Annotated in this window: 14 protein-coding genes and 2 pseudogenes; 6 read left to right on the top strand and 10 right to left on the bottom strand. The window is 60.8% G+C overall.

Translation table 11 applies throughout. The annotated features are described in order from the left end of the window. Position 1: 1 nt before the first annotated feature. A complete protein-coding gene (locus E3E11_RS01400) occupies positions 2–469 on the top strand; it encodes a SufE family protein (RefSeq protein ID WP_141450837.1) in 468 nt (155 codons plus the stop codon). 206 nt (positions 470–675) lie between these two features. Here the strand turns inward: E3E11_RS01400 and E3E11_RS01395 are convergent, their stop codons facing one another. Together E3E11_RS01395 and E3E11_RS01390 are read right to left on the bottom strand one after the other, a co-directional pair. Beyond that, the gene (locus tag E3E11_RS01395; protein ID WP_141450836.1) at positions 676–1,080 is read right to left on the bottom strand and encodes a hypothetical protein; all 405 of its coding nucleotides are present in this window, start codon (positions 1,078–1,080) and stop codon (positions 676–678) included. A gap of 306 nt (positions 1,081–1,386) precedes the next feature. Further along, positions 1,387–3,918, bottom strand: a complete 2,532-nt coding sequence (locus E3E11_RS01390) for a membrane-bound PQQ-dependent dehydrogenase, glucose/quinate/shikimate family (RefSeq protein ID WP_141450835.1) — start codon at positions 3,916–3,918, stop codon at positions 1,387–1,389. A 432-nt stretch (positions 3,919–4,350) separates the two neighbouring features. Between E3E11_RS01390 and rpmI the strand changes: the two genes are divergently transcribed. From rpmI to lpxB, 5 genes and pseudogenes are all read left to right on the top strand, one after another. After that, positions 4,351–4,557, top strand: a complete 207-nt coding sequence (gene rpmI / locus E3E11_RS01385) for a 50S ribosomal protein L35 (RefSeq protein ID WP_141450834.1) — start codon at positions 4,351–4,353, stop codon at positions 4,555–4,557. 22 nt (positions 4,558–4,579) lie between these two features. Continuing rightward, positions 4,580–4,933, top strand: a complete 354-nt coding sequence (gene rplT / locus E3E11_RS01380) for a 50S ribosomal protein L20 (RefSeq protein ID WP_141450833.1) — start codon at positions 4,580–4,582, stop codon at positions 4,931–4,933. Between the two features lie 176 nt (positions 4,934–5,109). Next, positions 5,110–6,195, top strand: a complete 1,086-nt coding sequence (pheS, locus tag E3E11_RS01375; RefSeq protein ID WP_141450832.1) for a phenylalanine--tRNA ligase subunit alpha — start codon at positions 5,110–5,112, stop codon at positions 6,193–6,195. A 1-nt stretch (position 6,196) separates the two neighbouring features. Further along, the gene (gene pheT, locus E3E11_RS01370) at positions 6,197–8,710 is read left to right on the top strand and encodes a phenylalanine--tRNA ligase subunit beta (RefSeq protein ID WP_141450831.1); all 2,514 of its coding nucleotides are present in this window, start codon (positions 6,197–6,199) and stop codon (positions 8,708–8,710) included. 75 nt (positions 8,711–8,785) lie between these two features. After that, a pseudogene (lpxB, locus tag E3E11_RS01365) lies at positions 8,786–9,988 on the top strand (lipid-A-disaccharide synthase); the annotation flags it as partial. A 299-nt stretch (positions 9,989–10,287) separates the two neighbouring features. Here lpxB and trpS read toward each other — a convergent pair. The 8 genes and pseudogenes from trpS to E3E11_RS08530 form a co-directional block, all read right to left on the bottom strand. Beyond that, positions 10,288–11,277 carry a tryptophan--tRNA ligase gene (trpS, locus tag E3E11_RS01360; protein WP_141450829.1) on the bottom strand — a complete coding sequence of 330 codons (990 nt, stop codon included), beginning with the start codon at positions 11,275–11,277 and terminating at the stop codon, positions 10,288–10,290. A 90-nt stretch (positions 11,278–11,367) separates the two neighbouring features. Further along, positions 11,368–11,874, bottom strand: coding sequence for an FKBP-type peptidyl-prolyl cis-trans isomerase (locus tag E3E11_RS01355; RefSeq protein WP_141450828.1), 507 nt, complete (start codon positions 11,872–11,874; stop codon positions 11,368–11,370). 59 nt (positions 11,875–11,933) lie between these two features. After that, positions 11,934–13,193: an argininosuccinate synthase gene (locus tag E3E11_RS01350; protein WP_141450827.1), complete on the bottom strand. Its 1,260-nt coding sequence runs from the start codon at positions 13,191–13,193 to the stop codon at positions 11,934–11,936. A gap of 36 nt (positions 13,194–13,229) precedes the next feature. Further along, entirely contained in the window at positions 13,230–14,528 is a 1,299-nt protein-coding gene (gene rlmN / locus E3E11_RS01345; protein WP_407070529.1) for a 23S rRNA (adenine(2503)-C(2))-methyltransferase RlmN, read from the bottom strand. A gap of 43 nt (positions 14,529–14,571) precedes the next feature. Beyond that, positions 14,572–15,378 (bottom strand): TlyA family RNA methyltransferase, encoded by an 807-nt coding sequence (locus tag E3E11_RS01340; protein ID WP_141450826.1) that lies wholly within the window; start codon positions 15,376–15,378, stop codon positions 14,572–14,574. After that, entirely contained in the window at positions 15,378–17,492 is a 2,115-nt protein-coding gene (gene dxs, locus E3E11_RS01335) for a 1-deoxy-D-xylulose-5-phosphate synthase (RefSeq protein WP_141450825.1), read from the bottom strand. The genes E3E11_RS01340 and dxs overlap by 1 nt, the downstream gene beginning before the upstream one ends. A gap of 8 nt (positions 17,493–17,500) precedes the next feature. Beyond that, entirely contained in the window at positions 17,501–18,493 is a 993-nt protein-coding gene (locus E3E11_RS01330) for a polyprenyl synthetase family protein (protein WP_141450824.1), read from the bottom strand. Positions 18,494–18,624: 131 nt separating this feature from the next. After that, positions 18,625–18,855 (bottom strand): annotated as a pseudogene (locus E3E11_RS08530) (exodeoxyribonuclease VII small subunit); the annotation flags it as partial. Position 18,856: the final 1 nt, after the last annotated feature.

The raw sequence follows: 18,856 nt of genomic DNA, 5'->3' as shown, positions 1-18,856 counted from the left end.
AATGACTTCTGAAACTTCAACCGCTGATCAGTCCGCTCCTTTTGTTATGCCTCAGGAGGACAGCGCTGCTGCGGCCATTGCGGCAATCGGCGAGGAGCTGGCGCTTTTCGATGACTGGATGGAACGTTACCAGTACATCATTGAACTCGGCCGCAAACTCCCAGTTTTTCCACCAGACTGGCAGGCAGACCAGCACCGGGTGCCGGGATGCCAGAGCCAGGTCTGGCTGGAAGCTGAGGAAAAAGAGGGCAGGCTGTTTTTTGCCGGCGCGTCGGATGCAGCCATCGTTCAGGGATTGGTAGCGTTGCTGCTGCGGGTGTATTCCGGTCGGAGTGCTGAAGAGATCCAGGCAACTTCACCTCAGTTTCTCCATGAGCTTGGACTGGTGAAAGCTTTGTCGGCCAATCGCGGCAATGGCGTGGAAGCCATGGCGCAGGCAATTCGCAAACGGGCCGCATTGGCTGCATAGGCTTGGCTACATAAGCGAGGCCTGTTCAGGCTGCAGGAATATCCAGAATGTAAGCTGGTCGAGAAACAGAAAAAACCCGCTTTCCGAATTCGGAAAGCGGGTTCTGACATGTGCGCATTTTTACGGTTCTGTAGCCCCTGAGTACTGTTTCCTCAGAGGAGGGCGCGCTTTAGGGCAAGCGGAACCGTAAAGAGCTGAACCGTGGATCAGCGACCGGCAGAGGCGGCCGGCGCCGGAGCGGCAGCATCCTGAGCGGGGGTCACGTCGTTAGCGGGAGCCGCGTTGTCGTTGCCGGCGTCCTTTTTGTGGCATTTGGTGAACTTGCCCTTGCCATCGCGGCAGTGGTGGCGGTGCTCGTCATGCTTCTTCTTGTCGCATTTGACGAACTTGCCCTTGCTGTCGCGGCAGTGATGGCGGTGATGATCATGGCCGTGCCCGTGATCATGTTCGTGTTCAGGCTGCGCGGCATCGCTGGTGGGGGCGGCAGGGGCTGGCGCGGCAGGCGCTGCTGCAGTGGAGGTGGTGTCAACAGCTGCTTCCTGGGCGAAAGCGGCATTGCTGCCAAGGGCGGCGACGGCCAGGGCGGCGACGGCGAAACGACGGAACATCATGTGCATCTCCAGTCTTCGAGTGCGTTAGGTCATGGATGAGAAGACGTTTCCGAAACAGAAAATCCGTCTTCCGACAAAGTCAGGTGGGCAGGGGGGTGAGCGCCTTCAGTCAGAAGTGCCCAGATGCCAGTTCCAACCGGTCATCTGAAACATCGGCTCACTGAAGGCTTTAAGTGGCAGTCATGTCGTTTTTGTGGCGAGCAGGCGACTCTTTTTCCCACTTCTTGGAGGGCGCTTTCGAGACGCCTGTGTTGAAGGAACCGACTTACCGGCAAAGGATCGGAACCCTTTGCCGGTAAGATGTTTTCACGGCGTACTGCCGCTTGAAGCTTCGGTTTTCCCTTCTGTGGTGCTGGCGGAGGTTCCACTCTGAACAGTTTTGGCGCCCTCAGTGGCAGACGCTGTGTTATCGGGCAGCGCATAGGCCAGCAGGGTATCCCCCATCCGGCTGCCGAAGGAGCCATGCCCGCCGGCATAGGTCACGATGTACTGCCGGCCGTTGATGGCGTAGGTCATGGGGGTGGCTTGGCCGCCAGCGGGCAACCGCGCCTGCCAGATCTCTTTGCCGTTGGTCAGGTTATAGGCGCGGATCTCGTCGTCCTGTGTCGAGGTCAGCACTGCAAGATTGCCGGCTGTGACCAAGGGGCCGCCAAGACTTGGCACACCGATATGGAAGGGCGGCAGAGGCAGGGGCAGGGAGGATTTGTGCAGTGAATCCCGCATCGTGCCATTGGGGTGTTCCCACACCACCTTGTTGGTCCTCAGATCCAGCCCGGCCACGGAGCCCCATGGAGGCGTGCGGCAGGGAAGGGGAATACCGATCTTCTCCAGCAGAGGGTTGAGGAACGGATGCAGGCGGATGGCGAAGGGAATGCCGTAGGCAGGCTGCAGCCCGGTCTCACCCGTGCTCTTATGCGCGCCGGCCTGCGGGTCGGGCCAGAGCGGGTTGCCCGGGCCGCGCGGCACCAGCTGGGACACGAACGGCAGAGAGATCGGATTGACGAAAGCCACTTCACGCTGCGGGTCCACACCCATGCCGCCCCACTCGAACATGCCGAGATTGCCCGGAAAGACCAGCGTGCCCTGAATGGAGGGCGGCGTGTAGATGCCGTCATAACGCAGGGAGTGGAAATAAATGTTGCACACCATCTGGTCAAAGATGGTTGCCCCCCAGATGTCCTTTTCTGACAGACGCTCCTTGGGGCGCAGGGAGAGGCCGGAATGGGGCTGTGTAGGACTGACCCAGTCACCGGGAGCCGGCGTCTGCGGTGCGTTCTGTTCAGTGATGGGCACGATAGGCTGACCGTTGCGGCGGTCAAGGACGAAAATGTCGCCGGTCTTGGTCGGAATATAGATTGCGGGCACCAACGTGCCGTCCTGGCGCGTCACATCGACCAGGCTTGGCTGGGCCGGCACGTCCATATCCCAGAGATCATGGTGAACGGTCTGGAAAAACCAGGCCAGCTTACCGGTATCGGCATTGAGCGCGAGGATGCCGGGCACAAAGCGCTCGGCATCCTTGGTGCGGTAACCGCCCCATTCGTCAGGCGTGCCGATGCCCATGGGAATATAGACGAGATTCAGCTTCTTGTCATAAGCCGAAATGGCCCAGGAATTGGGAGAGTTGGGGTGGAAATGCGGATGCTCCGGGCTGGGCATCTCATTGGGATCCGGATTGGCGGCGTCAAAGACCCACACCATCTTGCCCGTATAGATGTCATAGGCGCGCGTGGCACCGGAAGCCTGGCGCACGGAGCCGTTATCCGTGATGGCGCTGTTGACGATCACATATTTGTCCGTGATCACCGGCGGCGAAGTCGGCTCATACTGTCCGGGCGTCGTGTAGGGCTGGAAGGGAACGCGCATGTCCACTTCCCCGTCCTGGCCGAAAGCGGTGCATTTCTTCCCGGTTGCCGCATCCACCTCAATGATACGCCCGTCATTGACCGGCAGCACCAGGCGTTTTGCGCAATCGGTCTGTGAAACCGGCTGCCCGCTGGAGTCCACGGCATTGGCCGGGGTTTCGTGCATGCTGACGCCACGGCAGGTCAGATGCTGATAGGTGGGGTTGTCATGCAGGTGAGGATCGAAGACCCATTTCGTCTTGCCCGTTGCACCGTCCACAGCGAAAAGTTTCTGGTGGAGCGAGCAGAAATAGAGCGTATTGTCGAAGGCCAGAGGCGTGGCTTCGTTGGTGGGCTCAGCTGAATCGTTGGGCTGGGGAAAATCATGCGTATGCATGACCCAGGCCAGCTTGAGCTGCCCGACATTACCGGAATTGATCTGCTTGAGCGGCGACCACCGATCTCCGGCATGCGTGCGACCGTAAGCCTTCCACTCGCCAGCGGGAACGTGTTCGGGATCCTCAGGAACAGGATTGATAAGGGCCGTTGACAGCTCGCCTTCCTGTGTGTGGGGAGAAGCGAAGAAGGAGCTGCCCAGAAGACCCCCGGTCAGGGCAACGACCACACCCAGAAGCCCTGTTGCAATCCGGTTGGGCGCCAGCGCCCGCGTGACCGGCGGCAGCAGAAGCAGAATGCCGAGAATGAGAAAGATATTCAGGCGCGGCATCAGCCCCCAGAAGTCAAAGCCTGAAATGTAGAACGACCAGATCAGAGCGATGAAACCGATAAGGGCATAGAGGACAAGGGCTGCCGGATTGCGCAACCAGACGAGAAGTCCGGTCAGAGTAAGGCCCAGTCCGGTCAGCAGATAGTAAAGCGGGCCGCCGACCAGCAGCGACCACACCCCGCCGATAACCAGCAGCAGACCGGCGGTGACGAAGACCAGACCAGCCAGCTGGGCAAGCAGACCTCCGGGTCGGGTTTGTGATGACATGGGAAATCCTAGTTTGGGTTCCTGGATTTGAATTCCTGGAATTCACAGGCCCTTGGGCAAAACACCAGGAAAACTGGAGAAAGGTAACCGTAATGCAAAGCCAATGGAACACGCGACTCTTGAGGCAGTCGGCCTTCCCTGAGCAGGATAAAATCGAACGGCGAAAGTAAATCACGCTCTTCCGGGTGCCGACAAGTTTTGCAGGGGAGCACAAGTTAAAAAATGTCAATTACCCTTAGGCAGTACCTTCTGTACCAGCCCTTTCCGTAGCGGGTGCGCACCACCTCTTGCGCCAGGGCCTCTCAACTCCTATAAGCGGCCCCGACCAGCACGCGTCCGGGCCCTCAAGCGGCATGCCCGGCCGTGGACTTCCCGGGTTTCAGCCGCTTTCAGGAGGGTTGAAGGGGAGTAACAGAGCGAGGAGAGAACGAAATGCCCAAGATGAAGACCAAGTCTTCGGTCAAGAAGCGGTTTAAGATCACCGCCACCGGCAAGGTGATGAGCGGTCCCGGCAACAAGCGCCATGGCCTGATCAACCGTCCGCAGAAGATGAAACGCACCAACCGTGGTCCGCAGACCATGACGGAAATGGATGCCAAAACCATCAAGCAATGGGCGCCTTACGGCCTCAAGAAATAAGCGGACAGGGAGATTATAGAGTATGGCACGCGTCAAGCGGGGCGTTACGACACACGCCCGTCACAAAAAGGTCCTCGAGCTCTCCAAGGGTTATCGCGGCCGGTCCTCGACCAATTATCGCATCGCTCTGGAGCGCGTTGAAAAAGCGCTTCAGTATGCCTATCGCGATCGCCGCAACAAGAAGCGTGATTTCCGCGCTCTGTGGATTCAGCGCATCAATGCTGCCGTGCGTGAGCACGGCCTGACCTACAGCCGTTTCATCAATGGCCTGTCCAAGGCCGGCATCGAAATCGACCGTAAGGTTCTGGCGGCCCTGGCCTTTGACAATGCGCCGGCATTTGCGGAAATCGTCCGCAAGGCCCAGGCCGCCCTCTGAGGCTGTTACAAGATAAGGGGCTGCTTTACCCTGGGTCATCTCCCGGGGTCAGGACCTGAAACGGGCCGTCCTGTAGGATCAGGGCGGCCCGTTTTACGTCAGGCCTTTGATGCGGGCGTGTGTTTCAGAGTGTCTTCGCTGCAGGCCACGTTCCAGAGGATGAAGGAAGCGACAGAATGACCGGTAATCCAGACAGCAATGACCTCGAAGCCCTGAAGGCTGAAACCGTTGCCGCTCTTGCCGCCGCCCGGACCCCGGGCGAGTGGGATGCGGTGCGTGTGGGTACCTTGGGGCGCACAGGCAAGCTGACCAGTCTGTTGCGTCAGCTGGGAACTTTTCCTCCTGAAGAGCGCAAGGCACGTGGCCAGGCGCTCAATGTCCTGCGAGATGAACTTTCCAAGCTGATTGAAGAACGTGGGCGCGAGATCGAGGAAGAGGAGCTCCAGGCGCGGCTCGTTGCCGAGCGTGTGGACGTAACACAGCCAGCAGAGCTCAGAGCTGAGGGGAAGCTGCACCCGGTTTCGCGCGCGATAGAAGAGATCACGGCCATTTTCGGTGCGATGGGCTTCGGGGTGGCCGATGGGCCGGATATCGAGAGCCAGTGGCATAATTTCTCCGCTCTCAACACGCCCGATCATCATCCGGCCCGCACGGAACAGGACACGTTCTATCTGCCGCCCGAGAAAGAAGGGGCACCGCCGCGCGTTCTGCGCACCCAGACTTCAGGTGTCCAGATCCGAACCATGCTGGAGCGTGAACCGCCCTTGCGTATCATTGCCCCGGGCCGCACTTACCGGGCCGATCATGACGCGACGCATTCGCCGATGTTTCATCAGTGCGAAGGGCTTGTGATCGAAAAGGGCATCACCCTGGCGCATCTCAAGGGATGTCTGATCGAGTTTCTGCGCGTCTATTTCAACGACCCTGCGCTGCCGGTCCGTTTCCGCGCTTCTTATTTTCCCTTTACCGAGCCTTCCATGGAAGTCGACATCGGCTGGTCGAAAGCGAGCGGGGAAGTCGGCAAAGGCGATGACTGGCTGGAAGTTCTGGGAGCCGGCATGGTACAGCCGCGCGTTCTCGCCAATTGCGGCCTGGATCCGGCAGAGTGGCAGGGATTTGCCTTCGGAATGGGCATTGAGCGTCTGGCCATGCTCAAGAACGGAATCCCCGATCTCCGCGCCTTTTACGAGAGCGACCTGCGCTGGCTGCAGCATTACGGCACCTCTCCTTATTCGCCAGCCACCCTGATCGAGGGAATCTGACATGAAATTCTCCCTTTCCTGGCTCAAGGACCATCTGGAGACTGCAGCCTCGCTGCCGGAAATCTGCGCCACGCTCAACCGTATAGGGTTGGAGGTGGAAGGGGTTGAAGATCCGGCTGAAAAACTCCAGGGCTTCCGAACGGCGCGTATTCTTTCGGCCGAACGCCACCCGGATGCGGACCGGCTGCAGATCTGTCACGTTGATGCAGGGCCCGGTTTTGAAAACGTACAGGTCGTTTGCGGCGCACCTAACGCCCGGGCCGGCCTGCATGTGATTTTTGCGCCGCCGGGCACCTATATCCCTGCCAGTGGCATGACGATCAAGGTCGGGAAAATCCGTGGCCAGGCCAGTGGGGGCATGCTCTGCTCCCTGCGGGAGCTCGGATTGGGCGATGAGGATTCAGGCATTGCTGAATTGCCTGCAGACGCGCCTGTGGGGGAAGACTACGCGCGTTATGCGGCCCTGGATGATCCGATCATCGAGATCGCCATCACCCCTAATCGCGGCGATGCGTTGGGGGTGCGTGGCGTGGCACGTGACCTGGCGGCAGCAGGATTGGGGCAGCTGAAGCCCTGGTCCGCTCCGGAAGTGGTTGAAAGCCTGTCAGAAGCTGAAACCATTGTCGGTCCCAGCTGGCAGATCACCCATCCTGACTGTGTCTGGGTAACAGGCCGGCTTATCCGGGGCGTGCGCAACGGTCCGAGCCCCGCCTGGCTGAGACGACGCCTGGAAAGTGTGGGGCTGCGGCCGCAATCAGCGCTTGTGGACGTGACCAATTATCTCATGATCGCCTTGGGACGCCCCCTGCACGTTTTTGATGCTGACAGACTGGCAGGGCCAGTGCTGACCGTCGGTCACGGGCAGGAAGGGGAGACTTTCCAGGCCCTGAACGGCCAGGACTACGCCTTGCAGACCCAGGATATCGTCATCCGTGATGCGAGCGGACCGCAATCCCTGGCCGGCATCATGGGCGGTCAGAGCAGCGCGGTGGATGAGAACACGCAGAATGTATTCGTTGAATCAGCCCTGTTCGACCCGGTTCGGGTTGCGCTGACCGGACGCAGGCTGGGTCTGCAGAGCGATGCCCGTTACCGCTTCGAGCGTGGCGTGGATCAGGCCCGGGTCCGCGAAGGCCTGGAGGCGGCGACAGCGCTGATTCAGGAGCTTTGCGGGGGGAAAGCAGGGCCAGTGGTGAGTGCGGGCGCAGAGCCGGGCTGGCAGCGTCAGGCCAGCCTGCGTTTTGCCCGTCTCAAGGATCTGGCCGGCCTGGATGTCAGCCCGGATGAAGCGGTGACCATGCTGCAGGGACTGGGATTTGAACTCCTTTCCCGTGAGGCGGACCGGGCTGTTTTTGGCGTGCCTTCCTGGCGTAATGACATCGCCAGCCCTGCAGGGATATTGGCCCAGGCGCCTGAGCTGGACCAGAGCCGCGCCCGGCGCGCCGAGGAAAATGTTGCTGCTGCAGAAGCCGAGGCGGATCTTGTGGAGGAGGTGCTGCGTCTGCGCGGCATTGATGCCGTTACCCCGTTGCGCTTGCCCCAGCGTACCCAGGTTGCCACCTCAGCCCTGAGCCCTGAGCAGAGCCGCCTGAATCTGCTGCGCCGTCTCTGTGCTGGGCGTGGGCTGATGGAGACGATTGGTTTCTCTTTCGTCAGCAGTCAGGATGCCGAACGCTTTGGTGGCGCTCCTGCAGGAGAGCGATTGCTCAATCCGATTGCCGCTGATCTGGATCAGCTGCGCCCGACGCCGCTCATTCCCCTGTTGCGGGCGCTGGAAAGAAATCTGGCTCGCGGTCTGGGCCAGGAAGGTGAAGCAGGGTTTTTCGAACTCGGCCCGGCCTTTGGAGAACATGCGGGCAGGATGGTTCTGGCGGGTGTCCGGGGGGGGCAGACAGCGCGCAGACCAGGGCGGAAGGGGCACGGCTTCGGGTGGGAAGCGGCACGCGATGACCTGACAGCTGCGCTTCTGGCAGTGGGGGTAAACCAGGCGGGCCTTACCACTGTGGCTGAGGCGCCGGCCTATTATCATCCCGGACGTTCCGGGCAGTTGCGGCAGGGGCCTAAGAAGGTGCTGGGCACTTTCGGCGAGCTCCACCCACGCCTGGCGCGGGAATTCGGCTTTGTAGGACCGGTCGCCATGTTCGAACTGGCATTGGATGTCCTTCCCAGACCCAAGGCCCGTCAAGGTAAAGGGCGGGGGGCGCCTGTGCTGTCTCCCCTCCAACCTGTCCGGCGGGATTTCGCTTTTCTTGCGGGCCCGCAGGTTCAGGCGCAGGATGTGCTCAAGGCTGTGCGTGGTGCGGAACGGGCGCTGCCGCAACGCGGAATGATCAGCAATGTGCGCCTTTTCGACGTTTTTGAAGGGTCGGGATTGCCGGAAGGTATGCGGTCTCTGGGGGTGGAAGTCACCTTGCAACCTGCCACGGAAAGTCTGACGGACGCTCAGCTTGAAGCGGTGACCAGGGCCCTGGCCGAGGCGGTCGAGAAGGCGACGGGCGCAACCCTGCGCAGCTGATATTAATCTGATCGGCTGCCGGCAGCATTTTGCGGGTAGCGTTCAGAAACATACGCAGAGAGAAGGGGGAAAGCGATGGGCGTGCACATGGCGCCGGTGCAGGGCCAGGTTCCCCTGCATTACCGGGGACGGGTGGTCTGGATTCTGGCCGGCGAGCCGAGCGGAGATGTGATCGGGGCGCGTCTGATGCAGGCTTTGCACAAGCTGGACCCCATGCTGGTTTTTGCTGGTGTGGGCGGGGGGCGGATGGAAGCTCTAGGGCTGCACAGCCTGTTTCCCATGAGCGACCTGTCGGTGATGGGGCTGACGGAAGTCCTGCCGCGCCTGCCCCTGTTGTCGCAACGCCTCCTGCAGGCTGAGCAAGATATCGCTTTGCGGCGGCCGGATGTGGTGATCACGATTGATAGCCCCGGTTTTGCCATGCGGCTTCTGGAGCGCATCACGCCGCTGAAGGTGCGTCGTCTGCATTATGTCGCGCCGCAGGTTTGGGCCTGGCAGGAACGACGGCTGAAGAAATATCGCGGCATGTGGGACAAGTTGCTGTGCCTGTTTCCCTTTGAGCCGGAATGGTTTGCCAAACGCGGCTTTGCAACGGAATTCGTGGGTCATCCGGTCCTGCAGGCAGGCGTGACGGAGGGAAATGGAGAGCGCTTTCGTAAGCGCCATGACATTGCGCCTGACGTGCCGATCCTGATTCTGATGCCAGGTAGCCGGAAGACGGAAGTGCCTCGGCTCATGCCGGTTTTTGAGAAGATGGTGAACCGGCTCCGCAGGAGATTTCCTGATCTCTGCGTTGTGATGCCCGTGCCGCCTGCCTGTGCTGACCAGGTGCACAGATTGGTCAAGCGATGGAAAGTGGCGCCGCATCTCATCACGGATATCGAAGACAAGCACGATGCCTTTGCCGCCGCTCAGGCTGCGGTGACCAAGTCAGGTACCTCGACCTTGGAACTGGCCATGGGGCGGGTGCCGATGGTGGTAACCTACAAGGTCAATCCGCTTTCTGGCTTTCTGGCGAGGCGCATGCTGACTGTGCCTTATGTGTCAATGATCAATCTGCTGGCCAATCGTGAGATTGTGCCGGAACTGCTGCAGGAACACTGCACGCCCGAGAAACTGGCAGATCAGGTCACGACTCTGCTGACCGATCCCCTGGCTGCCGATGCCCAACGCGGGGCCTTCGGCGCGGTGCTGGAGCAGCTTCAGGCCCAGGAGGGGCAAAGCCCTTCCGACAGTGCCGCACAAGCTGTCATGAAGCTCATGGAAACCCCGCTGACAGAGTTGCGCGCGGACCTGAAGCCGCGCGAGCGGGAAATGCTGGAAAGCCGCGAAAAGGAGAGACAATCCTGTCTGGCACCGCTGGCGACGCGGCTGGAGCAGGAGGGGTTAACAACCAGTTCGGCGGACCGAGCAGACCTTACAAACCCGCCCCTTTCAGTCTCTTCGGGACGGGAAGCTGAACCTGCCAAAGATCACTCTGCCGACCTGCCTTTAAAGGTAGAGGAAAAGCCAGAAGGGGGAAAACACCCTTCCTGAAAAGAACCGCAGGCCGGAGCTGAGCGGCCGGGATCAAGCGCTCAGCGCAGGAAGCCTACCAGGCGCTCTGCTTCATCAACGATCGGGTCAGCCACGCTGCGCGCGCGCGCAGCGCCCTGGCGCAAGACTTCCAGCAGATGACTTTCATCAGCCAGGAGGTGACGGGTCTCGCTTGCGACAGGAGCCAGTTTCTCGACCAGCAGGTCGGCCAGGGCTGTTTTGAAAGTGCCGAAGCCCTGACCGCCGAATTCACTCAGAAGATCATCCAGTGAGCGATCGGACATGGCGCCGTAGATACTCAGCAGATTGCGTGCTTCGGGGCGGTTTTCCAACCCTGAGGCCTCACCGGGCAACGGCTCAGGATCGGTTTTGGCGCGTCGGATCTTCTGGGCGATCTCGTCAGGCGTATCGGTCAGGGTGATGCGGCTCTGCTCGGACGGATCGGATTTTGACATCTTCTTGCTGCCGTCGCGCAGACTCATGACCCTGGCGGCCTGGGGGGGGATGAGGGGCTCAATGGTGGGAAAGAAGTCCACGCCCATATCATGGTTGAATTTCTGGCCGATATCATTGGCGAGTTCAATGTGCTGGCGCTGATCGTCACCGACCGGCACGCGCGTGGCCTGAAAGGCCAGAATGTCCGCCGCCATGAGGTTGGGATAAACATACAGGCCGGCTGAATGGTTCTCGCGGTTCTTGCCCGCCTTGTCCTTGAACTGGGTCATGCGGTTCAGCCAGCCGAGGCGGCTTATACAGTTGAAGATCCAGCCAAGCCGGGCATGAGCGCTGACGGCGGATTGGTTGTAGAGCCGTGTCGGTTCAATGCCTGAGGCCAGAAGGCAGGCTGTGCTGGCCAGGGTCTGCTGGCGCAGTTTCTCAGGCTCCCAGGGCATCGTGATGGAGTGCATGTCCACCAGGCAGAACAGGCAGTCATGATCCTTCTGCAGGGTGGCCCAGTTCCGGAGCGCACCGAGATAGTTCCCAAGGTGAGGAATGCCGGTGGGCTGGATACCGGAAAAAACACGCTGCATGAAGAGGGGACTTTCTGGAAGACAGGAACGGAGAGAACGCCCGCTCCCCGGAGAGGGAGGGGCTGGAGAGCCGTTACTCTATGAAAGAGATCAGTTGGCGCCCGGGCCTTCGCCCATGTCGTTGTCGACCCCCAGAAGCTGGATCTTGAAGATCAGCGGACTGTTGGGCGGAATGATCCCGAGGGAGCGTTTACCGTAGCCAAGCTGGGGCGGAACAAAGAGTTCCCATGTATCGCCGACATGCATCTTGGGCAGGCCTTCCATCCATCCCTTGATCACGCCATCAAGCGGCATTTCCATATAGGCTGCACCGGTGTGCATCTCCGAACTGTCGAAAATGGCCCCGTCCGGCAGACGCCCTTCATAGATGACCATCATGGTCGAGCCCTGCTTGGGACTGGGTCCGTCCTTGGGGCCGGATTTCAGCACTTTGTAGGCCAGACCGTCCGGCAGCACTTTGACGCCCGGCATCTTGTCGACCTGAGCCATGAACTGGTCGGGGGTGAGCTCCGGCTTTTCACTCGAGCCGCAGGCGCCCAGGCCCATGAAGGTCGTGAGAGCCAGCAGGGAAAGGGTAGAGCGAAGACTGTGTCGCATGTCTGTTCTTCCGTTTTTCGTTCAATAGGGCGATCGGTCAGAGCCGGATCGCCCAGGGATCAGAGAGCGCCGCCGCGCCTGCCTTTCTGGGCTCCGAGCCGCAGGCGGAGCGCATTGAGGCGGATAAAGCCCTGGGCATCCGTCTGGTCATAGGCACCGGCGTCATCTTCAAATGTTACCACACGGGCGTCGTAAAGACTGTCGGGGCTTTCGCGCCCTGTGCAGATGACATTACCCTTATAAAGCTTCAGGCGCACGCGCCCATTGACAGAATGCTGGCTTGCATCGATCAGGGCCTGCAGCATCCGGCGCTCAGGCGAGAACCAGAGACCGTTATAGATGATCTCCGCATAGCGCGGCATTATGCTGTCTTTGAGATGCGCTGCTTCGCGGTCCAAGGTGATGGTCTCCATCGCCCTATGGGCCGCCAGCAGGATGGTGCCGCCAGGCGTTTCGTAGATCCCGCGTGATTTCATGCCCACGAAGCGGTTTTCCACCATATCAAGACGCCCGATCCCGTTGGTGCGGCCAAGTTCATTGAGCCGTGTCAGCAAGGTTGCCGGGGAAAGGGCGACACCGTTCAGCGCCACCGGGTCACCATGATGGAAATCAATGGTGATTTCAGTCGGCGTGTCAGGCGCCTCTTCAGGAGAGCGGGTGCGCTGGAAGACGATTTCATCCGGCCCCACTGCCGGGTCTTCGAGAATCTTTCCTTCCGAGGAGGAGTGAAGCAGGTTGGCATCAACGGAGAAAGGCGCTTCCCCGCGCTTGTCCTTGGTGATCGGAATCTGGTTTTTCTCAGCGAAATCCAGAAGCTTCGTCCGTGAGGTCAGGTCCCATTCCCGCCAGGGCGCGATCACTTTGATATCCGGCTTGAGAGCATAATAGGCAAGTTCGAAGCGGACCTGGTCATTGCCCTTTCCTGTCGCCCCGTGCGCCACGGCATCCGCGCCCACCGCTTCGGCAATCTCGATCTGCCGCTGTGAGATCAGGGGCCGGGCGATGGAAGTGCCGAGAAGATACTGGCCCTCGTAAAGCGTGTTGGCCCGGAACATGGGGAACACGAAATCCTTGACGAAGGCTTCACGGAGATCTTCGACGAAAATCTCCTTCACGCCCATTTTTTCAGCTTTGCGTCTTGCGGGCTCCAGCTCTTCGCCCTGGCCGAGATCGGCCGTGAAGGTGACCACCTCACAGCCATAATGCTGCTGAAGCCAGCGCAGGATAACCGAGGTATCGAGACCGCCGGAATAGGCCAGGACCACTTTCTTGATGCCATTGCCTGGAGAAGGGGCAGAAGGGGAAGTGATGGGTTTCATGAAAGCAGGGCGCTCCTTTTGAGCTCGGGACAAAGATTACCAGGAATTGGGGGCAGGCAGGGGAGGCGTGTCAGCCAGGGTCTCTGCGCGTCGTCGTCGTTCGCTGGCAGTCTTGAGCTGTCCACAGGCCGCCAGGATATCCCGGCCGCGCGGCATGCGGATGGGCGCGGAATAACCGGCATCCATGATGATATTGGCGAAACTGGCCAGCCGTTCCCGGGTCGAGGGTTTGAAATCCGAGCCGGGCCAGGGATTGAAGGGAATGAGATTGACCTTGGCCGGGATGCCCTTGAGCAGGCGCACCAGTTCACGTGCTTCCGCGTCACTGTCATTGATCCCGCGCAGCATGATGTACTCGAAAGTGATGCGGCGTGAATTGGAAGCGGCAGGATAGGCACGGCAGGCGGCCATGAGTTCTTTGATGGGATATTTGCGGTTGAGCGGAACCAGCTGATCGCGCAGCTCATCAGTCACGGCATGCAGAGAGATCGCCAGATTGACGCCCAGCTCCTCGCCGCATCGCGCCATCATCGGCACCACGCCTGAGGTGGACAAAGTGATACGTCGGCGTGACAGGCCGATACCGTCCCCGTCCATGATGATCTTCATGGCCTTGGCGACATTGTCATAATTGTAGAGCGGCTCACCCATGCCCATCAGGACGATGGTGGAAAGCAGACGCGGTGTGTCTCCCGCAGGGCTGGGCCACTCGCCGTAACTGTCACGCGCTGCCATGAACTGCCCGACAATTTCGGGCGCACCGAGATTACGCACCAGCTTCTGGGTACCTGTATGGCAGAAGGTGCAGGAGAGGGTGCAGCCGACCTGAGAGGAAATACACACAGCCCCGCGGTCTTCCCGGCGGTCGGGAATATAGACGGTTTCCGCTTCCTGCCCGTCGCGGAAACGAAACAGGAATTTCCGGGTTTCATCTTTGGAAGTCTGTTCGTCGGCAATGCCGGGGCGCCCGACGACGAAATGTTCTGCAAGCTTGGCCTGCATGGGCTTGGAGATCGTGGACATTGCCGAAAAATCGGTCGCGCCCTGATGGTAGATCCAATGCCAGAGCTGTTTGGCCCGGAAAGGCTTTTCGCCGATCTCAACCATGGCCTGTCCCAGCTCTTCGCGTGAAAGCCCGACGAGATCCTTGCGGCCGTCTGCTGTTCGGGCAGGAGGTGGTGCGAAAAGGGCAGCTTTGGCCTGAATGCGCGTCCGCTCATCTGCGGTCAGGTCAGGGACTGACGTGTTCTGCAGGGATCCGAGGGCCTCCGGAACTGAAGTGGGGGCAGAGCTGGAAGCCGGCATGGCGACAGGGGCCGCAGAAGACGTGGTCATGAGATGACCTTAGCGCAAGAAAAACAGCAGCGCCAAAGACATTCTAGAGACCTACTGCCGGAGATTCCGCAACAGAGTGCTTTTGCGCATCACCAGGCCCTTCACTCCCCTTGCGGGCGGCGATCAGGAATTCACGGTTGCCTTCAGGGCCGGTGATGGGGCTGGGTTCGATTCCCAGCACTTGCCAGCCGGGAAGGCCCTGAAACCATGTCCGGATCTCTTCACAGACCCGTTCATGAACCTGCGGATCTCTCACCACGCCTTTCGGGCCGACAAACTCACGGCCGGCCTCAAATTGCGGCTTGATGAGTGCAACCGCCCACCCGCCGGGCCTGACGTGGTCAAGGGCTGCGGGCAGCACAGTACGCAGACCGATGAAGCTGGCATCGCAGACGACGATGTCCACTTCATCCGGAACATGGGCGCGGGTCAGGTGACGGGCGTTGGTTTTCTCCAGCACGCTGACGCGGGGATCGGAGCGCAGTTTCCAGGCAAGCTGACCGTGTCCGACATCGATTGCCCAGACGTGGTGCGCACCATGGGTCAGCAACACGTCCGTAAAGCCGCCTGTGGAGGCGCCGACATCAATAGCGTCCTTCCCTTCCGCTGAAAGGCCAAAATATTCCAGCGCATGCGCCAGCTTGAGCCCTCCGCGTGACACCCAGGGGTGGTCCTGCCCTTTGACAGTCAACAGCATGTCTTCAGCGATCTGGTCGCCGGCCTTGGTAACGGGCTTGTCGGCTTGGGGACCGGCATAGACAAGGCCTGCCATGATGAGCGCTTGCGCCCGGCTCCGGCTTTCCACCAGGCCGCGATCGACAAGAAGCTGGTCGGCGCGCCGTTTGGCCATCAGGCCTTCGACCCGCTGGGGGCGCCGGCAGAGGTGGACGGGCTGCGATGATAAGCGTCACGGGCCACCTGGGCGATGTGTCCGGCTGTCAGCCCGGCTTCTTCATATTGGGCCTCAGGCGTGTTGTGGTCGATCCAGGTGTCAGGCAGAGCCATGGGCCTGAATCGCACCTGGTCCAGCAGGCCGGTGGCTGCAAGATGCTGAACAACCTGCGAGCTGAAACCGCCTGCCGCCCCTTCCTCGATCGTTACCAGCACGTCATTGTTGCGTGCCAGCTCGTCGATGAGGTCTGTATCAACGGGCTTGGCAAAGCGGGCATCAGCAACCGTGACGGAAAGCCCCTCTTTTTCCAGTTCCTCGGCGGCCTTGAGCGCTTCATGCAGGCGCGGCCCAAGAGCCAGAAGGGCAATGCCGTGCTTGCCGAGGCCTTCATGGACGATCCGTCCCTTGCCGATTTCAAGGACGGTTCCCTCTGTCGGCAAATTGACCCCCCGACCGGCTCCGCGTGGAAAGCGAACAGCGGTCGGACCGCTGTCATGAGCCCATGCCGTGGCGGTCATGTGCATGAGCTCCGCTTCATCGGAAGGGGCCATGACAGTCATGTTGGGAAGGCAGCACAGGTAGTTGAGATCAAAGGAGCCAGCATGGGTGGCGCCGTCCGCCCCGACGAGGCCTGCACGGTCGACGATGAAGCGCACCGGCAGGTTCTGCAGCGCCACATCATGCATGACCTGGTCATAGGCGCGTTGCAGGAAGGTGGAGTAAATGGCACAGAAGGGCCGGTAGCCTTCAGTGGCCAGGCCAGCGGCGAAAGTGACGGCGTGCTGCTCGGCAATGCCGACATCAAAGAAACGCTCGGGGTGGGTCTTGGCAAAATCACTCAATCCTGTCCCGCTGGGCATGGCAGCGGTAATGCCCACGATCTTGTCGTCACTATGGGCCCGGTGCATCAGTTCCTTGGTGAAGATGCTGGTATAGGTGGGGGCAGTGGCCGGGGCTTTTTTCTGCTGACCGGTCTCGACATCGAATTTGCTGACGGCGTGGTATTTGTCCCCGGCCATTTCTGCAGGCTGGTAGCCGCGCCCTTTTTCAGTGATGACGTGGAGGAGGACAGGGCCGTGATTCTCCGAATCCCGCAGGTTGCGCAGGATCGGCACGAGCTGGTTCATGTCGTGGCCGTCAACGGGGCCGATATAGTAGAAGCCCATTTCCTCGAACAGGGTGCCGCCGGTGATCATGCCGCGGGCATATTCCTCCGCCTTCTTGGCAGTGCGGTCCAGGCCATAGGGCAGACGACGCGCCAGTTTTCCTGCCATGTCACGCAAGGTCAGGAAACGCCGGGAAGTCATGAGGCGTGACAGATAGTTCGACATGGCGCCCACAGGCGGGGCGATCGACATCTCATTGTCATTGAGGATGACGATCAGGCGTTCAGCCGCTTCTCCCATCGCGCCGGCGTTGTTGAGGGCCTCATAAGCCATGCCGGCCGAGATGGAGCCGTCGCCGATCACGGCGATGACGTTGCGTTCCTTGTAAGCCGGGTCATGGCGTGCGTGCAGGTGGTTGGCCACCGTCATGCCGAGCCCGGCTGAAATGGAGGTGGAGGAATGCGCGGCGCCGAAGGGGTCATAGGGACTTTCGGAGCGGCGCGTGAAGCCTGACAGGCCGCCAGGCTGGCGCAGGGTGCGGATGCGGTCGCGTCGACCCGTCAGGATCTTATGCGGGTAGGCCTGGTGGCCCACATCCCAGATGATGCGGTCATCAGGCGTGTTGAAAACCGCATGCATGGCCACCGTGAGTTCCACCACGCCAAGTGACGCGCCCAGGTGGCCACCGGTTTTGGCGACGGCTTCAACCGTTTCATGACGGACTTCATCAGCCAGGGTCTGCAGCTGCTCGATGGAAAGATTACGCAGGTCTGAAGGTACGTGCACGCGGTCCAGGAGGGGGTAACGACCAGGGACGGGACGTGTCGTGGGGTCGGAAGCAGGCACGGAGTGGGCGGTGCGTTTCCGGGAGGGATTGTGTGCGGATGACTGTGGCTCAGCCGCGCCTGGCCTGGAGGAATCAGGCTTGGGGGGGAAAGGCGCAGAGGAGGGAGGTGAAGTAGTCATGGAGCCGATCAGTTCCTGCGTTCAACGAAATAATCCGCAAGCTCGCGGAGAAGTCTGGCCTGGGGGCCGAAAATGGACAGCGTGTCAATCGCCCGGTCGCTGAGCCGGCGCGCTTCCTTGCGGGCGCCGTCAATGCCGAGCAGGGCCACATAATTGGATTTGCTGGCGTTTTCATCCTTGCCGGCTGTTTTGCCGAGCTCCTCGGTGCTGGCCGTACTGTCCAGCACATCATCGGCGACCTGGAAAGCAGTGCCCAGGTCATCGCCATACTGCCTCAGCGCCTTGCGGCGCGGGTCCTCTGCGGATGCACCTGCCAGGATGGCCCCGGCCTCAGCGGCATAGCGGATCAGCGCTCCGGTTTTCATCGCATGCAGGCGGCGCACCTGTTCGAGGGACAGGGCCTTGCCTTCACCACAGATGTCGATCACCTGTCCGCCGACCATGCCGCGGCCGCCAGAGGCCTGGGCAAGGGCAAGGCCGAGCTCGGCGCGGATGGTGGCATCGGGGCTGGTGGGGGGCTGGAGCAGGATATCAAAAGCGGCTGTCTGGAGCGCGTCGCCTGCCAGAATGGCCATCGCCTCGTTGAACTGGCGATGGGTGGATGGGCGCCCGCGGCGGAGATCATCATCATCCATTGCAGGCAGATCGTCATGGACCAGAGAATAGGCATGCAGGAATTCGACGGAAGCTGCCACTCGCAGAGCTTCCTTGTGATCAGCGCCGAACAAGGCGGCACCCTGCAGAACCAGGAAGCCTCGAACACGCTTACCGCCTCCCATGGCGGCATAACGCATAGCCTCGAACAGCACGCCTTCGTCACACGGCTCGACCGGCAGAAGGGTATCAATGGTATGTTCGAGTTCCTGGCAGGCCGTCGCCAGGGCTTCTTTCAGGGTCGGTTTTTCTGCCCCTGCAGCGGCTGCAGAGCTGGCCGTGCCGGACGGTGCCCGAACGCATGATGAAAGATCAAAGGGGAGGGCGGAGAAAGAAGGGGGTCTCATGCGCGACTCTCCTCGCCGGGGCGACGGCTGGGTGAAAGGGTTAGATCTTCAAGGGGCGGCTGCGTGCCATGGCCGGGGGGTGCTTCCCCGTCAGCGCCGTTGCCCGCAATGTCCTGCAGGTCCTGTGCTCCGTTTCGGACGATGGCGCGAACGCGCATTTCAGCTTCTTCCAGCCGTGTTTCGCAATGGCGGCGCAGTGCAGCTCCCCGCTCATAAGCCGAGATTGTCTCCTCCAGCGGCATCTGGCCGCTTTCCAGGCCGTGGACAATCTGTTCCAGCTCGGCCAGCGCCCCTTCAAAGGACAGCTGGTCAATGGGTGTCTCCTGAGCTGGAGCGGCTGTGCGAGGGGAGGCGTGGGGCATG

Source organism: Oecophyllibacter saccharovorans (assembly GCF_006542375.1).
GTDB lineage: Bacteria > Pseudomonadota > Alphaproteobacteria > Acetobacterales > Acetobacteraceae > Oecophyllibacter > Oecophyllibacter saccharovorans.
The sequence above is the reverse complement of the archived record's forward strand: the minus strand, read 5'-3'. Positions and strand labels throughout refer to the sequence as shown.